The following is an 18,168-nucleotide window of genomic DNA, read 5'->3' as shown; positions in this document are numbered from 1 at the left end:
GCCGGCTCCGTTTCTCGTCATGCACCGAAAGTGGCCGGATCACTACTGTGTCCCCGCAGTTTAGGACGTCCCCGGAGCGGTTCGGTTGCGCACCCGGGCGAGCGCGTGCAGCGGTGTGCACCAGGGCTGGGCGGGCGCGATGTCCGTTTCGGGCAGCAGCAGCGCGGCGAGTTCGCCCGCCAGGTCCTGATGCTGCTCCTCGGTGAGATTCCGTTGGCGAGAAAGCAAATGGAGCAACTCGACGGCGGGTCCGGCCGGCAGCGCGCGGACGTTGTCGAGCACCCATCGCGGGATCCAGGGCGCCGTCAGTTCGTCGCCTGCCTGGAGCAGTTGCTCGGCGACCCGGTCCGCGGGCGCGCCGGAATCCGTCATGGTCGCGGCGATCTCCTGGTGCAGCACGGCGCGGATGGCGGGCGGGGTGTTCGCGGCGAAGACCGAGGCCACCAGCGGGACGCGGAACCGCAGGCGTTCCGCCTCGGATTCCAGCACACGCGCGGCGAGCGCCTCTTCGACCGCTTCGCTGAGCGCCGCCGGTTCGCGGCCGGTGACGTCCGCCAGCTCGGCGACCGTGAACGACGAGCCGAGCAGTGCGGCCGAGTTCAGTGTTCGCTTGCAGGCCAAGGAAAGCGTGGCGAGATGAGCTTCCACGATCGAGGCGATCCGGCTGTGCGGCGCGGTGGTCGTCTCCCGGCCGTCGGCGAACTCGGCGAACAGTTCGCACAGGTAGCCGACGTTTCCGGCGGTGTACTCGGCGGCGAATTCGAGGAAGTCCCGGCCGGGGTCTCTTGCCAGCGTCTCCTCGGCGAGCGCGGCGACGGCGGGGGCCTCGAACGGCGGCAGCGAGACGATCTCGCCGTCGAGCCCCGAGCGGAGGACGTCGAGCAGGCGGCGCCGGGGGAGCGGGCGTGCCGAACCGATCAGCAGCAGCGGCAGCCGCGCGGTGAACCGCTGAAGCCGCTGCCAGGCGAGCAGGCTTTCCTCGTCGGCCCAGTGCAGATCTTCGAAGACGAGCACCCGCGGCCCGTCTTCGCACAATTCAGTGACCGTTTTGCCGAGCTCGTCGAGTGCTTCGCCGCCGAGGCTGTCGGCGATGAGGTTCAGCGGGACCGCGCTGGTCAGCTCGTCGGCCGTGACCCAGCGCGTGCGGGTTCTCGCCGACGCGAGTGCCTCCGCCAGAAGCGTGCTCTTGCCGCTGCCCGCCTCGCCGTCGAGCCAGACCGTCCCGCCGCGGCCTTCGTTCACCAGGGCGGACAGATGCCGTCGCAGCCGGGCGAGTTCGAACTCGCGGCCGACGAAAATGGGCGGCCGTCCGGGCGGCCGGTGGCGTTCCGGCTGGTCACGGTGGTGCAGCGAGGGATCGTCGTCCAGGACGCGCTGCCGAAGGGCCAGCAGTTCCGTGCCGGGTTCGAGGCCGGACTGCTCGATGATCGTCTCCCGGGCGCGGTCGAACGCGGCCAGCGCCTCGGTCCTCCTGCCCGCCCGGAACAACGCGGTGACCAGCATGCGGTGCAGGCCTTCGCGCAGCGGATGGCGCTCGACCAGCATCGTGAGCTCGTCCACGAGTTCGCGGTAGCCGCCGAGATGCAGTGCGACCTCGGCCTGGCGTTCGAGCGCGCTCATGCGCAGTTCGTCCAGCCGGGCGCGCTGGGTCTCGGCGAACGGACCGGGGATCCCGTCCAGCGCGGGCCCCCGCCACTGCCCGAGCGCGGAGCGCAGCGACTCCAGTTCCCGCTGGTGCGCGCCGGCGAGCCGATGCGCGCGGGCGCGTTCCAGTTCGGCTTCGAAGACATGGACGTCGACCTGCTGTTTCGGCAGGTCGAGGCGGTAACCGGCGCGGGAGGCGACGAGCGGTCCGCCCGCCGGCTCCAGGGCACGGCGAAGCGCGGAGATGTAGGTGTACACGATGCCGGTGGCGCTGTCCGGCGGCCGTTCGCCCCAGACGGCGTCGATGAGCTCCTTGCGGGAGACGAACTGACCCGCGTGCAGGGCGAGCGCGGCGAACACCGCTTGCCGCTGAGCCGGCCCGAGGGCGATCTCGCCGGCGTCGGACCTGGCAGGGGGACCGCCCAGCAACCGCACCGTCAGCGAGGAAACCTCGTCCATGACCTGCCGCCTGTGCGTCCGACTGCCGAAAAGGGGTCCTGCTCAGCGGAAAGCCTAGTGGCGCCGAGGTGGGAACGGGCGAGTGGGCAACCCGGACGTTCGCAGGGGCAAAGTGTCGTCCGGCGCTGGTGGCGGGTATGCGCGGCTGTGCATGCTGTGCCGGTGAGCCAGGATCAGGAGCTGTTCGCCGGAGATGTCCTGCTCAGCCTCGCCGAGAACGGCAGGCTGGTGCTCGACGCCGACGAGGCCGAAGCACGCATCACCGAGCTTCGGCGCACGCTGGCCTTCGGTCACGCCCTGCTCGCCGACCCGGACTACACCGGACCCGAGGCCAGGCTCCGCGAAATCCTCGACGAGCTGCCGAAGTACGTGGAGGCGTTTCAGCTGGCCACGAAGTCCTTCACACCTCGTTGAGAACTCGTGGAGACTTCGTGAAGAGCTCCTTCGCAGACTGTGTCCCATCCGACTGGGGCCGCGAACAAGCGGAGGGGACGAAGTGGACACGGAAACCCGACAGATCACCGTGGCGGTGCACGCGCCCGACCCGATCACCACGGCGGGCCTTGCCAGCCAGCTGGGCACGCAGCAGGGGATCGGCATCCGGGACTGGGACCGGCGCGCCGAGACCGACGTACTGGTGTTCGCCACCGAACGGCTGACGCCCGAAACGGTGCTCTGGCTGCGGCGGCTCGCCGCCGAGGACGGCAAGCCGGTGGTGCTCGTGGTGAGCCAGATCAGCGAGGCGGAACTCGTGCCCGCCATCGAATGCCGGGTGGTGGCGGTGCTGCCGCGATCGGCCACGACCGGCGAACGGCTGGCGCACGCCGTCCGCGCCGCGGCCACCGGCGGTGGCGTACTCCCGCCGAGCCTGCTCGGCGAACTGCTCAAACACGTCGAACGGCTCCAGCGCGAAGTGCTCGACCCGATGGGCGTCAACACCGCCGGGCTCACCACGCGGGAGATCGACGTGCTGCGGCTGATGGCCGAGGGCAAGGACACCGTCGAGATCGCGGGCGAGCTCAGCTACTCGGAACGCAGCGTGAAGCACATCATCCAGGGCATCACCGGACGGCTGAAGCTGAAGAACCGGCCGCACGCCGTCGCCTACGCCGTACGGGCCGGAGTCATCTAGTCACGGGTTGTGCCGGGCCAGACGTTCGGTGACGACGGCCAGTTCGAGCGGCTGGGCGCGTTCGCGGGCCAGCCAGAGGCATTCTCCGGCGGGCTCCTCGCCGAGGCAGGCCCGGACGAGGTGGCGATGCAGCAACACACGTCCCGTCGGCATCGCGGTGGCGAGAGTCTCCAGCGCGTCGAGTGCCTGTTTCGCCGCTGCCCGGTCGTTCCTCCGCAACGCGAGTTCGGCGAGATCGGCCCAGGCGATGTCCGTGCCGACGGCGAGTCCGCGGGTGGCCGCGTGCAGGCGCCGGGCGGCGCGGTCGGTTTCGCCTGTCGCGATGTCGACACGGGCTTCCGCGATGTCGAGCAGATGCGCCAGCGTCGGCGCCGTGGCGCGGGCCGAGGCCAGCAGTTCCCGTGCCTCGGCGGGCCGCCCCTGTGACAGCAGGATCGACACGGTCGAAAGGTGCATCGCGGCCGAGCCGATGTCGTAGCCGCGCGGCGAGCGGTCGGCGATGGTGCGGCGAGCGAAGTCGATCGCCCTGGCGGGTTGGCCGCGCATGGCTTCGAGCATCGAACGTTCGCTGTCCCGCAGGCCGGATTCGGGGAAGGCCTCGTCGGAGAGCAGCTTTTCCGCGCGGGCTCGTTCGCCCAGCACCAGCAACGCGGAGACGTATGAGGTGATCTGCACGTTCCGGTGCCGCGGCACCGTCCTCAACGGCCACCGCTCGCGTTCGGTCAGGTTCGCGCCGAACCGCGCGCAACGGCCGTCCCAGAGCTCGGCCAGGCCGCCGAAGAGCTCGCCCAACATGGTGGAAACCGCCGACTCGGTGCGCCAGGAATCGTTCTCCGCCAACAGTTCCGCCGCTTCGGCCCACCGGTCCCGCAGGCACAGCGCGATCGCACTCGAGACCGTCGAGTCGGTTTCCTGTACGGCGTCCACGCCTGCCATCGTGAGCCGACAGGGCGTCCAAGACGTGCTACCCGGCGGGGTCTCGCCCGTATGGACGCCGGGTCGGCCCGAAAGCCGCGACGGTCAGGGCAGCTCATGCATCGGAACACCGAAGAGAGGGCACTGCGGCGGTGCGCCAGCGGGTGCGGGCGCGACGCGATCGCAGATCTCGCGTGGGCAGCCGTGCCTCGCCTCCGAGCCGGTGTCCGGACGCGTCCGCACGTTGCCGCCTTCGGCGTGGCGGTACACCTGGTTCAGTTCCGCCTCGGCGAGGCGAGCGAGCTTCGTCTCGAGTGCTCGCCAACCGTCGAGGGTGTCTTCTCCGGCACGGGTCGCCGCCGTCAAATCATCGAAATCCGGACGGAGCGCGAACCAGTTCGCGTCACCGGCGAGCCGTCTCAGGCGCGCGCAAACGGCTGCCCACTCTTCGCGACGAGGGTCTTGCGACATGCCACCTCCGGTGTTGCCAGGCACCAAGATCTCGCTAGAGTGTCACCCTACGCATGGCGCCTCGCCGGGGAGGTTCAGGTGGCCAACGTCGAGATCCTTTCGGGAAACGTTGAAATACCGCCGGGCAGGAAAGGCATGTTCTGGCATGCGCTGTACCGGATCGGCCGATCCGGTCAGGGCTGGCAAGGACCTGTCGAAAGCATCGAGATAACCCGAGTGATCGACGGCGGCCGGAGCGGGGCATTCGTGCTCGAAGTCGCCCTGCGTGCTGGTGCGGAGTACCGGCAGCGTGTGGTGAAGATCGGCGCCGCCGAGGAAATGGCGGCCGAGTACGGCAATTACCGGCGGTTGCTCGTTCCGTATCCGGCCGCGGTGTGCGCGCCCATTCAAGAGGCGACGCAAGGTGCCCTGGACATCGGAAGCAAGCGTGACGGCGAGATCGAGGCCGTTGTGTACACGCACGTCGCCGAGTACGCGGGCAGGCCGCAGGCTGCGGTGCCGACCTTGGAAGATCTCGTCCGGACGGCGCTCGGAGATTCCGCCTCGGTATCGGCCGTCCGGCGGGTGATCGGCGATCTCTTCGCTCACATGGCTACTCCGTTTCACAACCGGAGGGAATTCTTTTCTTCGCGGAGCTTGCGAGATCTCAACCCGACTTTGGGGCCTGATCTCGTACTCAGTGCCGGAACGGTTCCAGGAGAACCGATCTATGCGGAGGACGTTCTCGAAGTTTCTCTTGGACATGGTGAGTTCGTTTCCGGGCAAGAGCTCCGGATCGCTGATTCCGGAGGCTGCGAAGTCCGAATTGAAACATCGGGGCAGGGCAAGGACGCTGTTCTTTCCGGACGGGTGATCCGGAGCAGGTTCTCCGAACAGCGCCGTACACTCGATGGCGCTTTCGCTTCTCTTGAGCGGAAAGAGGGCGCGGTCATCGCGGACGGTGTCCGGACGGCGGATCCCGCGGCCGGGCTCCGGCCCGCGTTGACCGATCCGCGATTCGGTCGGGTGCGCGGTATCGTGCACGGCGATCTCAACGCGCGCAACGTGATGTGCGTCGAAAGCCGTCCGGTGCTGATCGATTTCGCGCGGACGGCCGAGGACCGGCCGGTGTTATCGGACGCCGCCTGGCTGGAGGTCAGCCTGATGCGCGACGTCTTCGCCGGACTCCCGTACGCGGACCTCGTCCGGATTCAGCGCTCGCTCGCGTTCGCCACCCGAGCCAGGGCAGTGGCGACCGACGTCGCCGAATTCGACCGAATCGTCGAGGGGTTCTTCGAAGATCAGGCCCTCGTGGCCTTTCGGATCCTCTACGAGGTGAGGCTGGCCTCCCAGCACCTATACCCAGGTGACACCGCTTGGCTCGACTACGCGGCAGTGCTGCATTTGTCGGCCTACCGCACGGTGAAATGGTCCGCGCACCCCGAGCACGCGTTGCGCGCCACACATGCGGTCGCCGCGGTCGCCACGGAGTGGCTGGCAGCCGAGAACCCCTTCTCCCACGGGGATCGGCTTACCGAACTCTTCAGCAGGGTCGCCCCGGCGATCGACCTTGCCAGGCCGGGAGCGGCTTCACTGATGGCGGGCCTGCTCGCCGCCGTGGATGCGCGACATCCGGGGTTGGCGGCCCCGGAGGTCGACGAACTGCGTGATCGGTTCACTCGAACGTGTTATGCCGACCGAGCGCGTGCACTGATCGTCCGTCTTTCCCGCGAGCACGGCGAATTCCCTCTCGCGGCCGACCACGAGGACTCGGCGGTGGTGACCGGCGGGCCGGGGGCGGGAAAATCGCGTCTTCTGCTGGAGCTGGCCTACTGGCGCGCCATCGACATCGCCGGCCCCGGGCCGGGCTCCGGTCCACTGCGGTTCCCTCTGCTCCTCTCGGCGGCCGAACTCCTGGCGGATCCGGAGGGGCCGCGCCTGGACGTCCCTCGTGAAGCGCTCGTGCTCGGTGCCGTCCACCTGCTGCTCGATGGCCTCGACGAGGTACCCGACGCGGGCTACGAACGGATCGCGGAGTGGGCTCGTTCGCTGCTCACCCTTTTTCCCCGAGTTCGCCTGTCGGTCGCCGTTCGCGACGGTGGCCGGGCGGCGGAGGCATTCGAGCTTCCGGTGCACAGGCTGGCTCTCTGGGACGAAGACGACATCACCTGGTTCCTGAGCAGGCGTCCGATCCCGATGACCGTGCGGCGAGAGCTGGCGTCCACACTCGCCGAGACGCATCGCGCCGATGGAGGAGCACCCCAAGGCCTGGTCGCGATGCTCGCCGAGGCCGCGATGAAAGAAGGATCGTCCGCGTCGATCGGTGCCCTGTACGAACGGTATTTCGCGGGCGATCTCACCGAAGCGGAGACGACGGCGCTGGCATCCGTGGCGGCCATGGCCGTCGACACCGCTGAGCCCGTCCGGCCGGGTTTCGAGCTGGGCGGCCTGCTCGCGCACGGAATCCTGGAAGCGTCGCCGCGGGGTGTGCGCTTCCTCAGGCTCGCCGAGCGCGACTACTTCGCCGCGCGGGCGTTGTCCGGTGATCTCGCCGAGGATCGGGCGCGGACCTTCGCGTGGCGCGACATCTGCGTTCTCGGGGCGAGGTTGCCGAGTACGCCGGACGCCGTCGTCGACCTCATGGTGCGAAGCGTGATCTCCGCCGACCCGCGGTTCGCGGCGCGGATGCTGGCGTTGAGACCGGTACTGGCGCTCGGCCATGTGCGGGACTGGAGGGCCTCGCTCGCCGATGCCGGCGCGGGTTCCCACACCCATCGCTCGGTCGCGGAAGCCCTTTTGCTGACCGGGATTCCGTCTGCGCGTCAGGCCATCTCCGACGTTCTTCTCGACCCCGGAACCCCTGCCGCGGCTCAGCTCGAAATCCTGGGGGCGCTCGAACTCTCCGCGACGCGGGCAGGACCCACCTGGGCATACGCCGTCTGGGCCCGCCACGTCCTCGGCGGAGTCCTGGCCTCCGGGGAACATCCGGCCGAAACGGTGCTCGCGGCCATCGCGGTGATCGGCGCGGCGCGGATCAGAGGCCTCGAGATGCTGCTGGGGGAGTTGCTCCAGACAGGTGATCCGCGAGTCGCCCTCGCGGCCGATGGCCTCTTGCGCCGATTCCAAGTGGTGGTGCCACCACGACTGGGCGAAGTGCGGGACGAGTTGACGGCGAGCGGTCTCCGCGATGTCGAAGCGAGGCTTCCGACCATGTCCGGCAGCCGGGAAATCCGGAAAGCGAATGAAACGCGAGTGCGCCTGCTGGAGCGGACGAGCTCGCAGGCGGAACTGATCACCAGACGATTCTCCTACGGGATCGCTTACGACGTCGGTGATCTGTTGTCCGGCTTCTCCTTCGAGCCGCCTTCTCTCGATGCAGTTCGCCTGCTGACGGAATTGCCCGAGTCCGAGGCCGTTTTGTCGGCTCACCAACTGCTTTCCGGTGGTCCGCAGGCTCGCGACGCACTGGTCCTTCCCGTCCTGGCCACGTCGCCGCTTCATCTCCTGCTGATCGCTGCCGGCGCGGCGGCTTCGCCCGCTGCCGTCGATCATGTGGAGCGACTGGTCATCGCACTCGCTCCCGTCGTCGAGGCGGACCGGATCGAAGGGCTGGCCGCACTGTGTCACGCCGTGGTGCGCGCCGACCCACGCCGGGGGTTCGCCCTGACCAGGAGTTCGGCGCGAATCCTCCGCGACCGTGATCTGGCGGCTCGTCTGTATTGGCCGTGGAGCACGATGATGGCGCACACCAGTCCGGCGCCGGACGAGCTGGACCGCCTTCTTGCCGACGGCGTCGACGGTGCCATCGAAGAACTGGCGCTGTATGCGCCATCGTGGGACGGCACCTGTCCTCCCGTCCCGCCGTTGAGCGTGGCAGCTCGCGAGGCGGTACTCGAGCGGCGCGACGACGTCGTGGACTGGGTGCTGGCAGTCGCGGCGGCAAAGCTGACGAACGCGCTTCCCGAGGTAATCGAAATCGCCGGAAATCGTAAGCTCGCCACCGCGACGGAGACGTTTTCGACAGGGCGTCACGGAATCGTCGGGATCGCGCCACACGCACGGGTTCTGGCGGCACTGGGAGGCTTCGCCCGGGAAACGGGAGAATACGCGGACGCCCATCGTGTTCTCGTCGGCTTCGACACAGCCGGGCTGCATCCCACCGTCGACGCGGGACGTTCGACGGGGTTGGCATTCCTGGGTGACTGGGAACCGTTGCTCCGCGCGGCGAAGGGCGATGGCGGACCACTGGATACCGCCGCACGCCAGGCGATCCTTCACTGGGCGCCGGGGCCGTGCACGCCGGCCGAATCGCACGATCCCAGGGAAATCGCGGCGAGACTGCTGCGGTCAGCGGCCGAACCGGGAACGACACCGGAGCGACGGGCGCTCCTCGAAGAACTGACTTACGAAGCGGAACGAAAACACGGAAAACTTCTGCCCCGCCCCTGCTGATTGGGCCGATCGGGGAGGACCGTAACGCCTACCCTGTTTTCTGCGAGCTTACTGGCGTGAAATCGGATATTCGGGAAGGGCCGGGATCAACGATGACCGTCCGCGCTCCGATCCCGCCGGATCGAGGGCTGTGCGCCGCGGTGAACCCCGGGACCGCTGCGGGCCTCATGCGGATCGGCACGGGACGCGTCTTCCGGCCCGGGGATGTGCTGGTACGCGAAGGGGAATCGACGACGTTCGTCCTGCTCTTGCTGGATGGCTGCGCCAAGGTGACCGCGACCACCGCCGACGGTGGCCGGGCGCTGCTGGCGATTCGGGGTGCCGGTGACCTGATCGGCGAACTGGCCGGGTTCGACGGTGAACCTCGTTCGGCCACCGTGACGGCGGTCGGGCGGCTGTGCGCCCGTGTAGCGCCGCGAGCCGAGTTCCACCGTTTCCTTGTGGAGCATCCTGACGCGGCGGTCGCGGTCGGCAGGCTGATGGCCGCCAAGCTGAGGTGGTCGACGGAACGGCGGGTCGACTTCAGCGGCTACGACGTCGCGGTACGCTTGGCGCGCGTCCTCGTCGCCCTCGTTTCGGCCTATGGCACCCACACTTCGCGGGGATGGGAGATCGGTTTCCCGCTCACCCAGCCCGAAATCGCCGCGTTGATCGGCGCCGCCGAACCGACGGTGCACAAATCGCTCACCGAGTTGCGACGGCGGGAAATCCTCGATACCGGCTATCGGCGCATGACGATCGTGGATCTACCCGCGCTGCGGGCGGCCGCGGTCCTCCCGGCTTGAGGCGAGTCCGCCCGACTGCGGTGAACCCGCCGAATCCCGTGCCAGAACGGGGTTCGGCGGGAATCCATTCGGCAAAGTGCAGCCGGTGAACGTCGAGGAATGGCCACAGCGTTCCCTGCTGGGCGTGCTCGGTCGCCGGAACAAGGAAGCACTGCTCGGTCTCGGCACGTCGGCCACGTACGCGGCCCATCAGCGCATCGTCCGCCAGGGCGAATCGGCGCGGTACGCCGTCCTCATCCTCGCCGGTCTGGTCAAAATCGTCGTCGACACCGAGCGCGGCAAGGACGTGGTGATAGCCGTCCGGGGCTCGGGCGACCTGATCGGGGAAATGGCCGCGCTCGAACGGCGACCGCGGTCGGCGCATGTGATCGCCTGCGTCCCGGTCCAGGCGAAAGTGATCCACAGCAGGGATCTGGTGGAGTTCCTCGAACGGAGCCCGGAGACCTCCCTTGCCCTGGCGAAGGTGCTGAGCGGCCGCTTACGCGGTTCGGACCGCCGAGGTGTCGATCTGATCGCGTGCCCGGCCCCGGTCCGGATCGCCAGGACGCTGCTCGAGGTAACGGGGAAATGGGGCGAATCCCCGGCCGTCGGCCAAGGGCTCGCGATTCCGTTGTCCCAGAAGGATATCGCCTCATTGGCGGGAACCGGGCTGAGCTCGGTGGAGAAGGCCTTCCGTCAACTGGAGGAAGGCGGAGCCCTCGACCGGCTCTATCGCCGTGTCCTGATCACCGATGTGGACCGTCTGCGGCGATTCGGCGAACTTTCTGACGAGATCCCGTACTAGTACGGGGTCACTCGGCGCGTTGTGTCACACAGTGGGGCCGTCATCGTTCCGCCACCGCCAAACGATGGACTTTGCCCGCATCCGGGCGCGTCCGTCCGGGCGAAGGTGTTACGCGCAAGACCGCGCCGAAAGGGTTCTTGATGCCGGCTTCCCGCGACAGCTTCCAGATCGTGCGCAAGGTGGTCAGCAAGTTCGATCCGCGGCGGGCGGGGCCGGGGCCCGGGACGGAGGTCTTCGCCCGCGCCCATCCCGAGACCGTCAAGGTGACCGAGAGGTACTACTACAAACAGGAGATCTCCCGGAACTCGTCGATGGGACACAGCCAGGCCCCCGACGGGGAGATCGAGATCGTCGTGCCCTTCGATGGGGCGGATCACTTCACTCGCGAGGCCTGCGAGGATGTCGCGGCCGCCCTCCTCAGACAGCCCTCCGGCGAGGCGGTCAGCGCGCTGATCGGGCACGTGGTCTTCGCCCGCCACCAGCAGACCGATCTCGGCGAGCGATTGGGCCTCGACGACACCTATGGCTCGCTCCCGATCCGCGTCCCGGTGACCGGGGGCGGTGGCCCGGGTGAGGTGACCGATTTGAGCAGTGACCGGCACGCTTGCACGATCAGGCACGACTACGCGCCGGGGCAGCTCGAGCTGATCCCGATCGACGTTCAGGTCGAACTGATCGACCCGGACACGATCAGCGACATCCGGGGATTGCCGATGAGCGGCGAAGGCGGCGTGGATTTCGCGAAGCTGAGCCAGCAGCCGAACTTCGAGTCGTTCCTCCTGCTCATGCTGCAGGTCAGGCTGGTCCTGCCGTGGAAGAACGAGCGAGAGGCGCCAAGGCCGGTCATCGACCGGATAGCGCTCGATTGGCCGTCGATCACCTCGCTCCACGCGCTCACGCTCAGCCTTCCGGAGAGCGGACGGGAATCGGTCCCGATCACCTACAACCCGGTCGGCCGCAGCATCGAGTGGCGGAACATCCCGATGAGGCCGAGGCAACGGCCGGAGGGGCGTGAAGGCGAACTCGAGTTCGTCACCGAGAAGATGTTCCTGTCGATCGAGCAACCCGGCGAGTTGTACCAGCAACCGAGCCTGGACGGCAGGGTCGAAGTGAAGATCCCGGACTGCCTGCTTTCGGGAATGAGAAGCAGGGTGTTCGACGGTGCCGGGCGCAAGGCCGACTGCGAGGGCCATGAAGAGGTCAGCTGGATCGGCTCGCGGGTTCACCTCATCCTCGACGACGCGTTCGCCCGTCGCCCGCTGAAACCGCATCAGCATCTGTACTTCGACGAGGTGATCCCGGAGGACGCGCGGATCGCGGATATCGAAAACGCGCTTCGGACCCGTGGTTTCACCGTCCGATTCCGGAGTATTTCGGACAACGGGACGAATCGTCAGTGGACGGGGGAGGCGGAACGCTCCGAAGGGCCGGAGAAGATGAAGTTGACGTTGTACGTCGACGGCACCCGGCACGAAACCGAACGACGGGTCCAACGCGGAGGGAAGACGTACAAAACGACGTTCCCGAGTGGCGAGCTCAGGTTGTTCATGTCCGGTGCGCTGCCGCGGACGAGCCGGGTGATCACCAGGGAGATGAACGCGCTTCACGCCATCCTCCGGGACCGCTTCGCCAGTATCCGCGCCACGCACTGACCCGTCACGAGAGGAATGCCGAGAAATGTCGATCACGATCCAGGCTCGCGCGCCCCGGCCGCGGTGTCATCGTTGCGGTTCACCGGACATCGCGGCGCTGTGCCACCACTGTGGACGCCCACTGTGCCCTGAGCATCGTTCGGGCCCCATCATCACCAGCGAGTTCGGCGACCTGGGCTTCCGGAAGGCCGAGCCCCAGCACTGCGAAGACCATGAACACGTGGTCAAACCGCCGATCGACAAGTACATCTGGCTCGGGGGTGCGACAGCCGGGCTGGGCTTCCTGCTCTTGTTCGTCTGGATGCCACTCGGGCTGACGCTGCTCCTCTTGGGGTTGGCGGGCGGCGCGTTGGCCTGGTACGAAAACCACCGCAGGGTCGCCACCGCGCTGGCGAACCGGCCGCCGTTGCCGGTGGTGCCGAGTATCGATTCCATCCGGGTCCGCGAGGTCGTGCAGGGCAGTCTCGCCCTCGACGAGAACGGGGCCTATCACAGTTCCATGACCCCGGTCGAAGGCGAGATCGCCCTGGACATGACCTTCGGCCGTCCTGATCAGGACCGCCTCCGCGCCTACCGCGACAAGTTCCGGCTCGACGAGAGCCAGGACATCGAGTTCTCGGCCGGGTACGCGGTCCTGGCAGGCAGGGCCGGGCTCGAGTTCGTCGACCCGGGGTTCCGGCCCCCGGTGCTGCCGCTGTCCGGTTTCGCGAGCGAGCATCCCTTCCTGGCCGGACGAGACAGCCGCGCGGGTGCGAAGTGGCGGTTCAGGCTCACTCACCGGCTGTCCGGCGGGCTGGACGTCGACAAGATCCCCCTGTGGCTGACTCCCGCGCTGGTCCCCGAATCGGATCAGCGGGCGCTGCAACTGGATCTGCAGTGGCTGGGTAACTGGCCGTCGGACGAGGTGACCCTCGAGGCGGACCGCGTGGAGCGGTTGACCTTGTACGTTCCCGTTTCCTGGGGGAACATCGAATTCGCTTCCGAAGGTCCGACGGTGAGCAGCCAGGCAGACCCGGAGACCGGTGGACGGCTGATCGAGTGGAAGCAGCTGCCGCTGGGAGCCAAGGCCGATCACCGGCTCACGCTGTCGGTGCGGTTCGAGGACCGGATCCAGTTGAGCGACGTGATCACCGGTTCCATGGTCGTCTCGTTCAAAGGGGCGCTTTCCGGACTCGAGGGCGTCGACTTCCACCACCCGATGGGCGGTCCCCGGAACGGTGACAACCGGGACAAGGAAGTGAAGACCGAGGTCACGGCCGGCATTTCGCTGAGTTTGCGCGGAGTGCGTTACCAGGATGTACGGGTCGTACCGGACCAGAAGCGGGACGACCTCGTGCAGTGTCCGGAAAGCCGTGAATTCCCTGGCGTGATCCCCGACCACGAAACACTGATCGCGTTGACCGACGCGATGAGCGAAAGCGGTTACTACGTCAAGTGGGTCATCGGCCATTCCCCTCGCAGCGGGGATCGGGCGAACGCCCTGACCCGGGCCTGGGACATCGGTGGCCGGCTCTACGAAGGCGTCTACCCGGTCGACTTCTACGTCGGGCTCGCGGGGGATGAGATCTACGGCGGGGACATCCACGCGATCGCGGGCAACAGCAAGGTCCGTCTCTCGGTCAAAGGCGCCTACGCGAGCGAGGAAATGGAGGAACGGATCAAGTCCGTCTGGTACGGGCTCAGCGACATAGTCAGCGACACCCTCCAAGAACGCAAACGCCCGGAAGTGAACGGCCGCACCACGGACGATTCGTATCAGCCTCGGCACGCCGGACGGAACAGCGGTGATGCGTCCACCGGGTCGCACGAAATACAGCGGCGCCGGAGGGAGTTGAGGATCGCCGTGCTGGAGGGACGCATCTCGGAACAGCTCTTCCGGCAACTGGACGCCGAACTCGAGAACGAGCAGGCCGAGGCCGACCGGCAAGGCGGCTCGTGGGAAGAGGAGGACTGAGATGGCTTGGGAATGCGGCGACTGCAACGTCCGCGAGGACGAGGAGAAGGGGGTGGCCGTCGACGCGGTCTGCCACCACTGCGGCAAACCGTTGTGCCGTGAACATCAGGTGATCGTGGCGATCGACGAAGCCTTCGCCGCGCCTCCGGATGCCCTGCCGATCCCGGGGAACCGGTCCGCCGTGCACTGCGACAGCTGCAACAAGACGCATCACGTGCGGGCGACCCTGCTCGAAGGGATCCAAGGATGATCACGGCAGAGGTACTCACCGGCGGGCTGAACGTCGGCCGGGCCACCGACCTCACCGTCCGGCTGACCAATCACGGGGCCGGTGTCTGCACCAACATCGTGTTCACGCTCAGGTTGCCGCCACAGGTTTCGGCTGTGCGCGGCAGCAAAGAGCTCGAAGTGGGCAGACTGGCACCAGGAGAGAGCTGTAGCGGCGTCGTCCGGGTCCGTCCGTTGCGGGCCGGATCCTGGACGGCGGGCGCGAACTTCTCGTTCCGTGACCCGCGCGGCGCCGCGTGCCGGATTCCGGATTTCAGCGCGGCGCTGGTGGTCGCTCCGCCGGTCGAGGAGATCAAGGTGCCGCCGCCGCGGTTCGAGGTCGCGCTGGCCACGCCGGTCCTGGCCCACGGTGAGTGGGACATCCTGCGCGGGTCGCTGACCAACATCGGTGAGACGCCGATCGAATGGGGCAGGGTGAGCCTGCGAGGGCCGTTCACGGTGGACCCCGGCGGGACTTTCGTCGAGCTTGTGAGTTTGCCGCCCGGCGAGCAGGAACCGTTCGAGTTTCCTTTGCTGGCAGGTGAAGCCGGACGCGAGGTGCCGGTGCACGTGACGGCGGTCTGTACCGACAAGGCCGCGCAGCGGGCCCAGATCTCCACGAGATTCACGGTGCAGGTCAGTCAGGCGGGGAAGGTGGGCTCCGGGCAGATCCGGATTCTCTACCTCTCCGCGAATCCGGACAGTGAACAGCGGCTCAGGCTGGCGAGAGAAGTCCGGGACATCAAGGAGACCTTGCGCAAGAGCGCCCATCGCGAGCGCTTCGAACTGGACGATCACGGAGCGCTGCAAACTCGGGACCTGACTCAGGCGTTGCTCGATCACAAGCCGCGGATCGTGCACTTCTCCGGCCACGGTGACGAAGACGGCCGGTTCATCGCCGAGAACGCGGGTGGCGGACAACAACCGCTTCCGGTGGCAGGGGTCGCCGCGTTGTTCGCGGAGATGGCAGGCACGGTCGAGTGCGTCCTCGTCAACGCTTGCCACAGCGAGACGATGGCGAAGGCGCTGTCCGAACACATCGCCTACGTGATCGGGATGCGCAGCTGGATCGGGGACCAGTCCGCGATGGACTTCAGCGTGGGCTTCTATCAGGCGCTGGGGGCCGGGCTGGAGATCGAACCGGCGTACCGGATGGCCAGGGCCTCGATGATGACCGGCGACGGTCACGGGCGGGGTGGGGAGGTCCCGGTGCTGTTCCGCAAAGAACACTGAGCGAGGCTCTCAGCATCCCGGCACGTACACCCTCGCCCGTTCGGCGAAGTTCTTTTCCGGTACCCGTACCTCGACCGGCTCGAACCTCGCCGGGTCCAGTGAGGCCGATCCGTCCGCGATGATGTCGGTGAAGAGGACTTCCGCAACGATCAACGCGAAGTCCGCGTCGCTTTCACGCAGGAGCGCGGCGCGGACCTGAGCGCTGTCCAGCAACCGGTGCACGGCGATCGGCGCGTAGCCGATCCAGCCGTTGACCCCCGCGGCCACATGCCCGCGGTGAAGGGCGACGCGCAGTCGAAGCCGGGCATGCGGGCTGAGGTCCGCGTTGGTCGCGGCGAGCGCGGTCCGCAGCCCGGCCACGAATCGGGGGATGACCACCGATTCGTCGATTCCGGCGGGGAAGATCGCGAACTGCCCGTCGCCGGAGTGCTGGAGGTCGATGTTCGCCTCGCGAACCCCGGCGTGCTCCCGCGCATGGACGAGCACGTCGAGAAGCCGTTGCTGGGAACGTGCGGCTTCGCTCGTGGTGAACCGGCTGTAGGACTCGGTGTCCACCGCGACGCACAAGCGCACGGCCGGTGTCGCGAGACCGGCCGTGGGCGCGGGAGAGACGACGGCCGGTGCCCAGCCTTCCGGTGGCAGGGCTTCGAACCGGACCGGCGGGCAACCGCCGTGCGCGCGGCGCGGGCGGCCGCGGCCGGTCAGGACCGTGGCGTCCAGCCGGAGGAATCCCGACAACGCGGTCAGATCCGACGGCGCGCGGAGCAGGGCTCGCACCGTTCCGGCTGCCGGTATCGGCGTGTCACCCAGAGGATCGCCGAGCAGCCAGCCACAACCTCCGGGTGGTTCGCCGACCGCCATCGGGCTGCTCGGTTCGACGGCCTCGCCCGCCGCTTCCGGTACTTCGATGCGCGGGTCGTCGAATCCCATGACGAGGTGCGCCGCCACGAACGGCATCTCGCTCCGTGCCTGCTCGAGCGTGAACCGTCCATGCACCTCGAAGTACCCCGGGCCGGCGGGTGCGGACGCCGGGCGCGTGTGTGGCGGTTCGAAGCGGACCGCGCCGAGGTGCACGTCACTGCTGACGATGCTGATCATCGCAGCGAGGGAAGGTCGGCGGCGAGCCGCGCCGAACCGGCGAGGAACGCGCTCTGCGGTGCGATGAGAGCGCGGCCGAGGCGGCCGTGCGCGATGTCGTCGAAGCTCGCACAGATCACTCCTGGACAACCGTCGTCGTGTCCGGCCTCGACCAGTTCCCGGCGCAACCGGACGGCTTCGGGCGACCGCGTGGACAGTTCGTACACCTCGAAATTACGCAGTTGCTGATACGGCTTCCCGGGTACCGCGCCGGGTCCTTCCCGTACCGTCCGGATCGGGTCGAAGGTCAGCGACCCGAGGGACCATCCCGGTGCGCCGATGCCCACTTCCGACATCTCTTCCCGCAACTCCCGGCGCAGACATTCGGCGGCGGTTTCCCGGTACGCGCCGGTGTCGAACCATTCTTGGAAGAATCGCAAGGAGTCGGCAGGGAGGAGTCCCCGGAGGTCGCCTTTCATCCGGTCGGCACCTTCGGCCGTACGATCGGGCTGGAACCCCCAGGACTCGAGGATCCGCCCGGCGGGAGGATGAACCTTGAACACGCCGCCGGGTGGCCCGTAGGAACTGGGCCGGGCAGGTGAATCGAACAGGACGTACCGATCGTCATCGGTCACCCGCAGCAGGGCACTGAAGGAAACCCGTATCGGATGATGTCGTTTCCTGGCTCCGAAGACCGCTCGAAACGTCACGATCAGCTCCTCCCACCCTGTCATCTCCACGATGTCACAGAGCGGTGGAACGCACAGCGGCTGGAACAGAGAGCCGCGACGTCAGGCCGCGAGCGGTCCGAAGACCAAGGTGCCCGGCGCTTCGGCGTCGTCACCCGCCCAGAACTCCAGCCACAGCGCGGCGAACTCGTCCCGGGACAGCATTCCGTCGCCGTCGGAATCCAACAGCGGGAAGGTGGTGTCGGTGTCGGTGGGGCGGCCGTTCCAGACCTCGATCAGCTGGTGGTACTCCTCCGCGGAGATGAGGTCGTCGCGGTTCTCGTCGATGGCTTCGAACATCGCGTCGGCGGTCGCGGTGACGGCCTCGGGCGTGTCCGGCAGCTTGTCCACCACCAGCAGGACCTCGTCGAGGGTCACCTTGTCGTCGCGGTTCAGATCCGAGGCTGCGAGCAACGTCGTCCACCAGCTCAGCATGATGCCGGTCAGGAGCCGCTCGTCACCCGGCCCGCGCCGCCGCGCCCAGCGCTCGGCCAGCTCTTGGAAGTCCTGTTCCTGAAGGAAACCGTCGCCGTCGGCATCCATCGCGGCGAAGACGCCCGAGATCTTGCGCCGTTGCAAGTCGCTAGCCATGCGTCCGAACGATAGAACCGCACGCACTAAAGGCATATCGGCCAT

General features: G+C 67.8%; 15 protein-coding genes. 9 read left to right on the top strand and 6 right to left on the bottom strand.

Annotation, left to right across the window (positions count from 1 at the left end; genetic code table 11):
• Positions 1–60: 60 nt before the first annotated feature.
• On the bottom strand, positions 61–2,103 hold the full coding sequence (locus ACLJO0_RS38205; RefSeq protein WP_410584356.1) for a BTAD domain-containing putative transcriptional regulator: 2,043 nt from the start codon (positions 2,101–2,103) through the stop codon (positions 61–63).
• A gap of 162 nt (positions 2,104–2,265) precedes the next feature.
• Between ACLJO0_RS38205 and ACLJO0_RS38200 the strand changes: the two genes are divergently transcribed.
• Positions 2,266–2,517: a hypothetical protein gene (locus ACLJO0_RS38200; RefSeq protein WP_125795227.1), complete on the top strand. Its 252-nt coding sequence runs from the start codon at positions 2,266–2,268 to the stop codon at positions 2,515–2,517.
• An 82-nt stretch (positions 2,518–2,599) separates the two neighbouring features.
• Entirely contained in the window at positions 2,600–3,235 is a 636-nt protein-coding gene (locus ACLJO0_RS38195) for a response regulator transcription factor (RefSeq protein WP_410584353.1), read from the top strand.
• Here the strand turns inward: ACLJO0_RS38195 and ACLJO0_RS38190 are convergent, their stop codons facing one another.
• Positions 3,236–4,162, bottom strand: a complete 927-nt coding sequence (locus ACLJO0_RS38190; protein ID WP_410584351.1) for a hypothetical protein — start codon at positions 4,160–4,162, stop codon at positions 3,236–3,238. It lies immediately after the preceding gene.
• A 93-nt stretch (positions 4,163–4,255) separates the two neighbouring features.
• Positions 4,256–4,621, bottom strand: a complete 366-nt coding sequence (locus ACLJO0_RS38185; protein ID WP_410584349.1) for a hypothetical protein — start codon at positions 4,619–4,621, stop codon at positions 4,256–4,258.
• 135 nt (positions 4,622–4,756) lie between these two features.
• Here ACLJO0_RS38185 and ACLJO0_RS38180 point away from each other — a divergent pair, with 135 nt between their 5' ends.
• From ACLJO0_RS38180 to ACLJO0_RS38150, 7 genes are all read left to right on the top strand, one after another.
• Positions 4,757–9,052: a hypothetical protein gene (locus tag ACLJO0_RS38180; protein ID WP_410584347.1), complete on the top strand. Its 4,296-nt coding sequence runs from the start codon at positions 4,757–4,759 to the stop codon at positions 9,050–9,052.
• A 92-nt stretch (positions 9,053–9,144) separates the two neighbouring features.
• Complete coding sequence (locus tag ACLJO0_RS38175; protein WP_410584345.1) at positions 9,145–9,837, top strand: Crp/Fnr family transcriptional regulator; 693 nt, start codon at positions 9,145–9,147, stop codon at positions 9,835–9,837.
• 85 nt (positions 9,838–9,922) lie between these two features.
• Positions 9,923–10,621 (top strand): Crp/Fnr family transcriptional regulator, encoded by a 699-nt coding sequence (locus ACLJO0_RS38170; protein ID WP_410584343.1) that lies wholly within the window; start codon positions 9,923–9,925, stop codon positions 10,619–10,621.
• A 140-nt stretch (positions 10,622–10,761) separates the two neighbouring features.
• Complete coding sequence (locus ACLJO0_RS38165; RefSeq protein ID WP_410584341.1) at positions 10,762–12,273, top strand: hypothetical protein; 1,512 nt, start codon at positions 10,762–10,764, stop codon at positions 12,271–12,273.
• Positions 12,274–12,298: 25 nt separating this feature from the next.
• Positions 12,299–14,227: a hypothetical protein gene (locus tag ACLJO0_RS38160; RefSeq protein WP_410584339.1), complete on the top strand. Its 1,929-nt coding sequence runs from the start codon at positions 12,299–12,301 to the stop codon at positions 14,225–14,227.
• Between the two features lies 1 nt (position 14,228).
• Positions 14,229–14,477, top strand: coding sequence for a hypothetical protein (locus ACLJO0_RS38155; protein WP_410584337.1), 249 nt, complete (start codon positions 14,229–14,231; stop codon positions 14,475–14,477).
• Entirely contained in the window at positions 14,474–15,727 is a 1,254-nt protein-coding gene (locus ACLJO0_RS38150; RefSeq protein ID WP_410584335.1) for a CHAT domain-containing protein, read from the top strand. Before ACLJO0_RS38155 ends, ACLJO0_RS38150 begins: the two co-directional genes overlap by 4 nt.
• 9 nt (positions 15,728–15,736) lie before the next feature.
• On the opposite strand, the gene ACLJO0_RS38145 is transcribed toward ACLJO0_RS38150, so the two are convergent.
• The 3 genes from ACLJO0_RS38145 to ACLJO0_RS38135 are packed head-to-tail and all read right to left on the bottom strand — an operon-like array spanning position 15,737 to position 18,123.
• A complete protein-coding gene (locus tag ACLJO0_RS38145) occupies positions 15,737–16,825 on the bottom strand; it encodes a hypothetical protein (protein WP_410584333.1) in 1,089 nt (362 codons plus the stop codon).
• A complete protein-coding gene (locus ACLJO0_RS38140; protein WP_410584331.1) occupies positions 16,822–17,538 on the bottom strand; it encodes a hypothetical protein in 717 nt (238 codons plus the stop codon). The genes ACLJO0_RS38145 and ACLJO0_RS38140 overlap by 4 nt, the downstream gene beginning before the upstream one ends.
• A 57-nt stretch (positions 17,539–17,595) precedes the next feature.
• Entirely contained in the window at positions 17,596–18,123 is a 528-nt protein-coding gene (locus tag ACLJO0_RS38135) for an EF-hand domain-containing protein (RefSeq protein WP_410584329.1), read from the bottom strand.
• Positions 18,124–18,168 lie beyond the last annotated feature (45 nt).

This window comes from Amycolatopsis sp. lyj-108 (assembly GCF_046549005.1).
Classification (GTDB): Bacteria; Actinomycetota; Actinomycetes; order Mycobacteriales; family Pseudonocardiaceae; genus Amycolatopsis.
This window is presented reverse-complemented; position numbering and strand designations above follow the sequence as displayed.

Bases quoted from the DNA above. Each gene is read 5' to 3' on its own strand.
- ACLJO0_RS38205 (WP_410584356.1), bottom strand. From the start codon at position 2,103: ATGGACGAGGTTTCCTCGCTGACGGTGCGGTTGCTGGGCGGTCCCCCT.
- ACLJO0_RS38185 (WP_410584349.1), bottom strand. From the start codon at position 4,621: ATGTCGCAAGACCCTCGTCGCGAAGAGTGGGCAGCCGTTTGCGCGCGC.
- ACLJO0_RS38180 (WP_410584347.1), top strand. From the start codon at position 4,757: ATGTTCTGGCATGCGCTGTACCGGATCGGCCGATCCGGTCAGGGCTGG.
- ACLJO0_RS38175 (WP_410584345.1), top strand. From the start codon at position 9,145: ATGACCGTCCGCGCTCCGATCCCGCCGGATCGAGGGCTGTGCGCCGCG.
- ACLJO0_RS38165 (WP_410584341.1), top strand. From the start codon at position 10,762: ATGCCGGCTTCCCGCGACAGCTTCCAGATCGTGCGCAAGGTGGTCAGC.
- ACLJO0_RS38160 (WP_410584339.1), top strand. From the start codon at position 12,299: ATGTCGATCACGATCCAGGCTCGCGCGCCCCGGCCGCGGTGTCATCGT.
- ACLJO0_RS38155 (WP_410584337.1), top strand. From the start codon at position 14,229: ATGGCTTGGGAATGCGGCGACTGCAACGTCCGCGAGGACGAGGAGAAG.
- ACLJO0_RS38150 (WP_410584335.1), top strand. From the start codon at position 14,474: ATGATCACGGCAGAGGTACTCACCGGCGGGCTGAACGTCGGCCGGGCC.
- ACLJO0_RS38145 (WP_410584333.1), bottom strand. From the start codon at position 16,825: ATGATCAGCATCGTCAGCAGTGACGTGCACCTCGGCGCGGTCCGCTTC.
- ACLJO0_RS38140 (WP_410584331.1), bottom strand. From the start codon at position 17,538: ATGACAGGGTGGGAGGAGCTGATCGTGACGTTTCGAGCGGTCTTCGGA.
- ACLJO0_RS38135 (WP_410584329.1), bottom strand. From the start codon at position 18,123: ATGGCTAGCGACTTGCAACGGCGCAAGATCTCGGGCGTCTTCGCCGCG.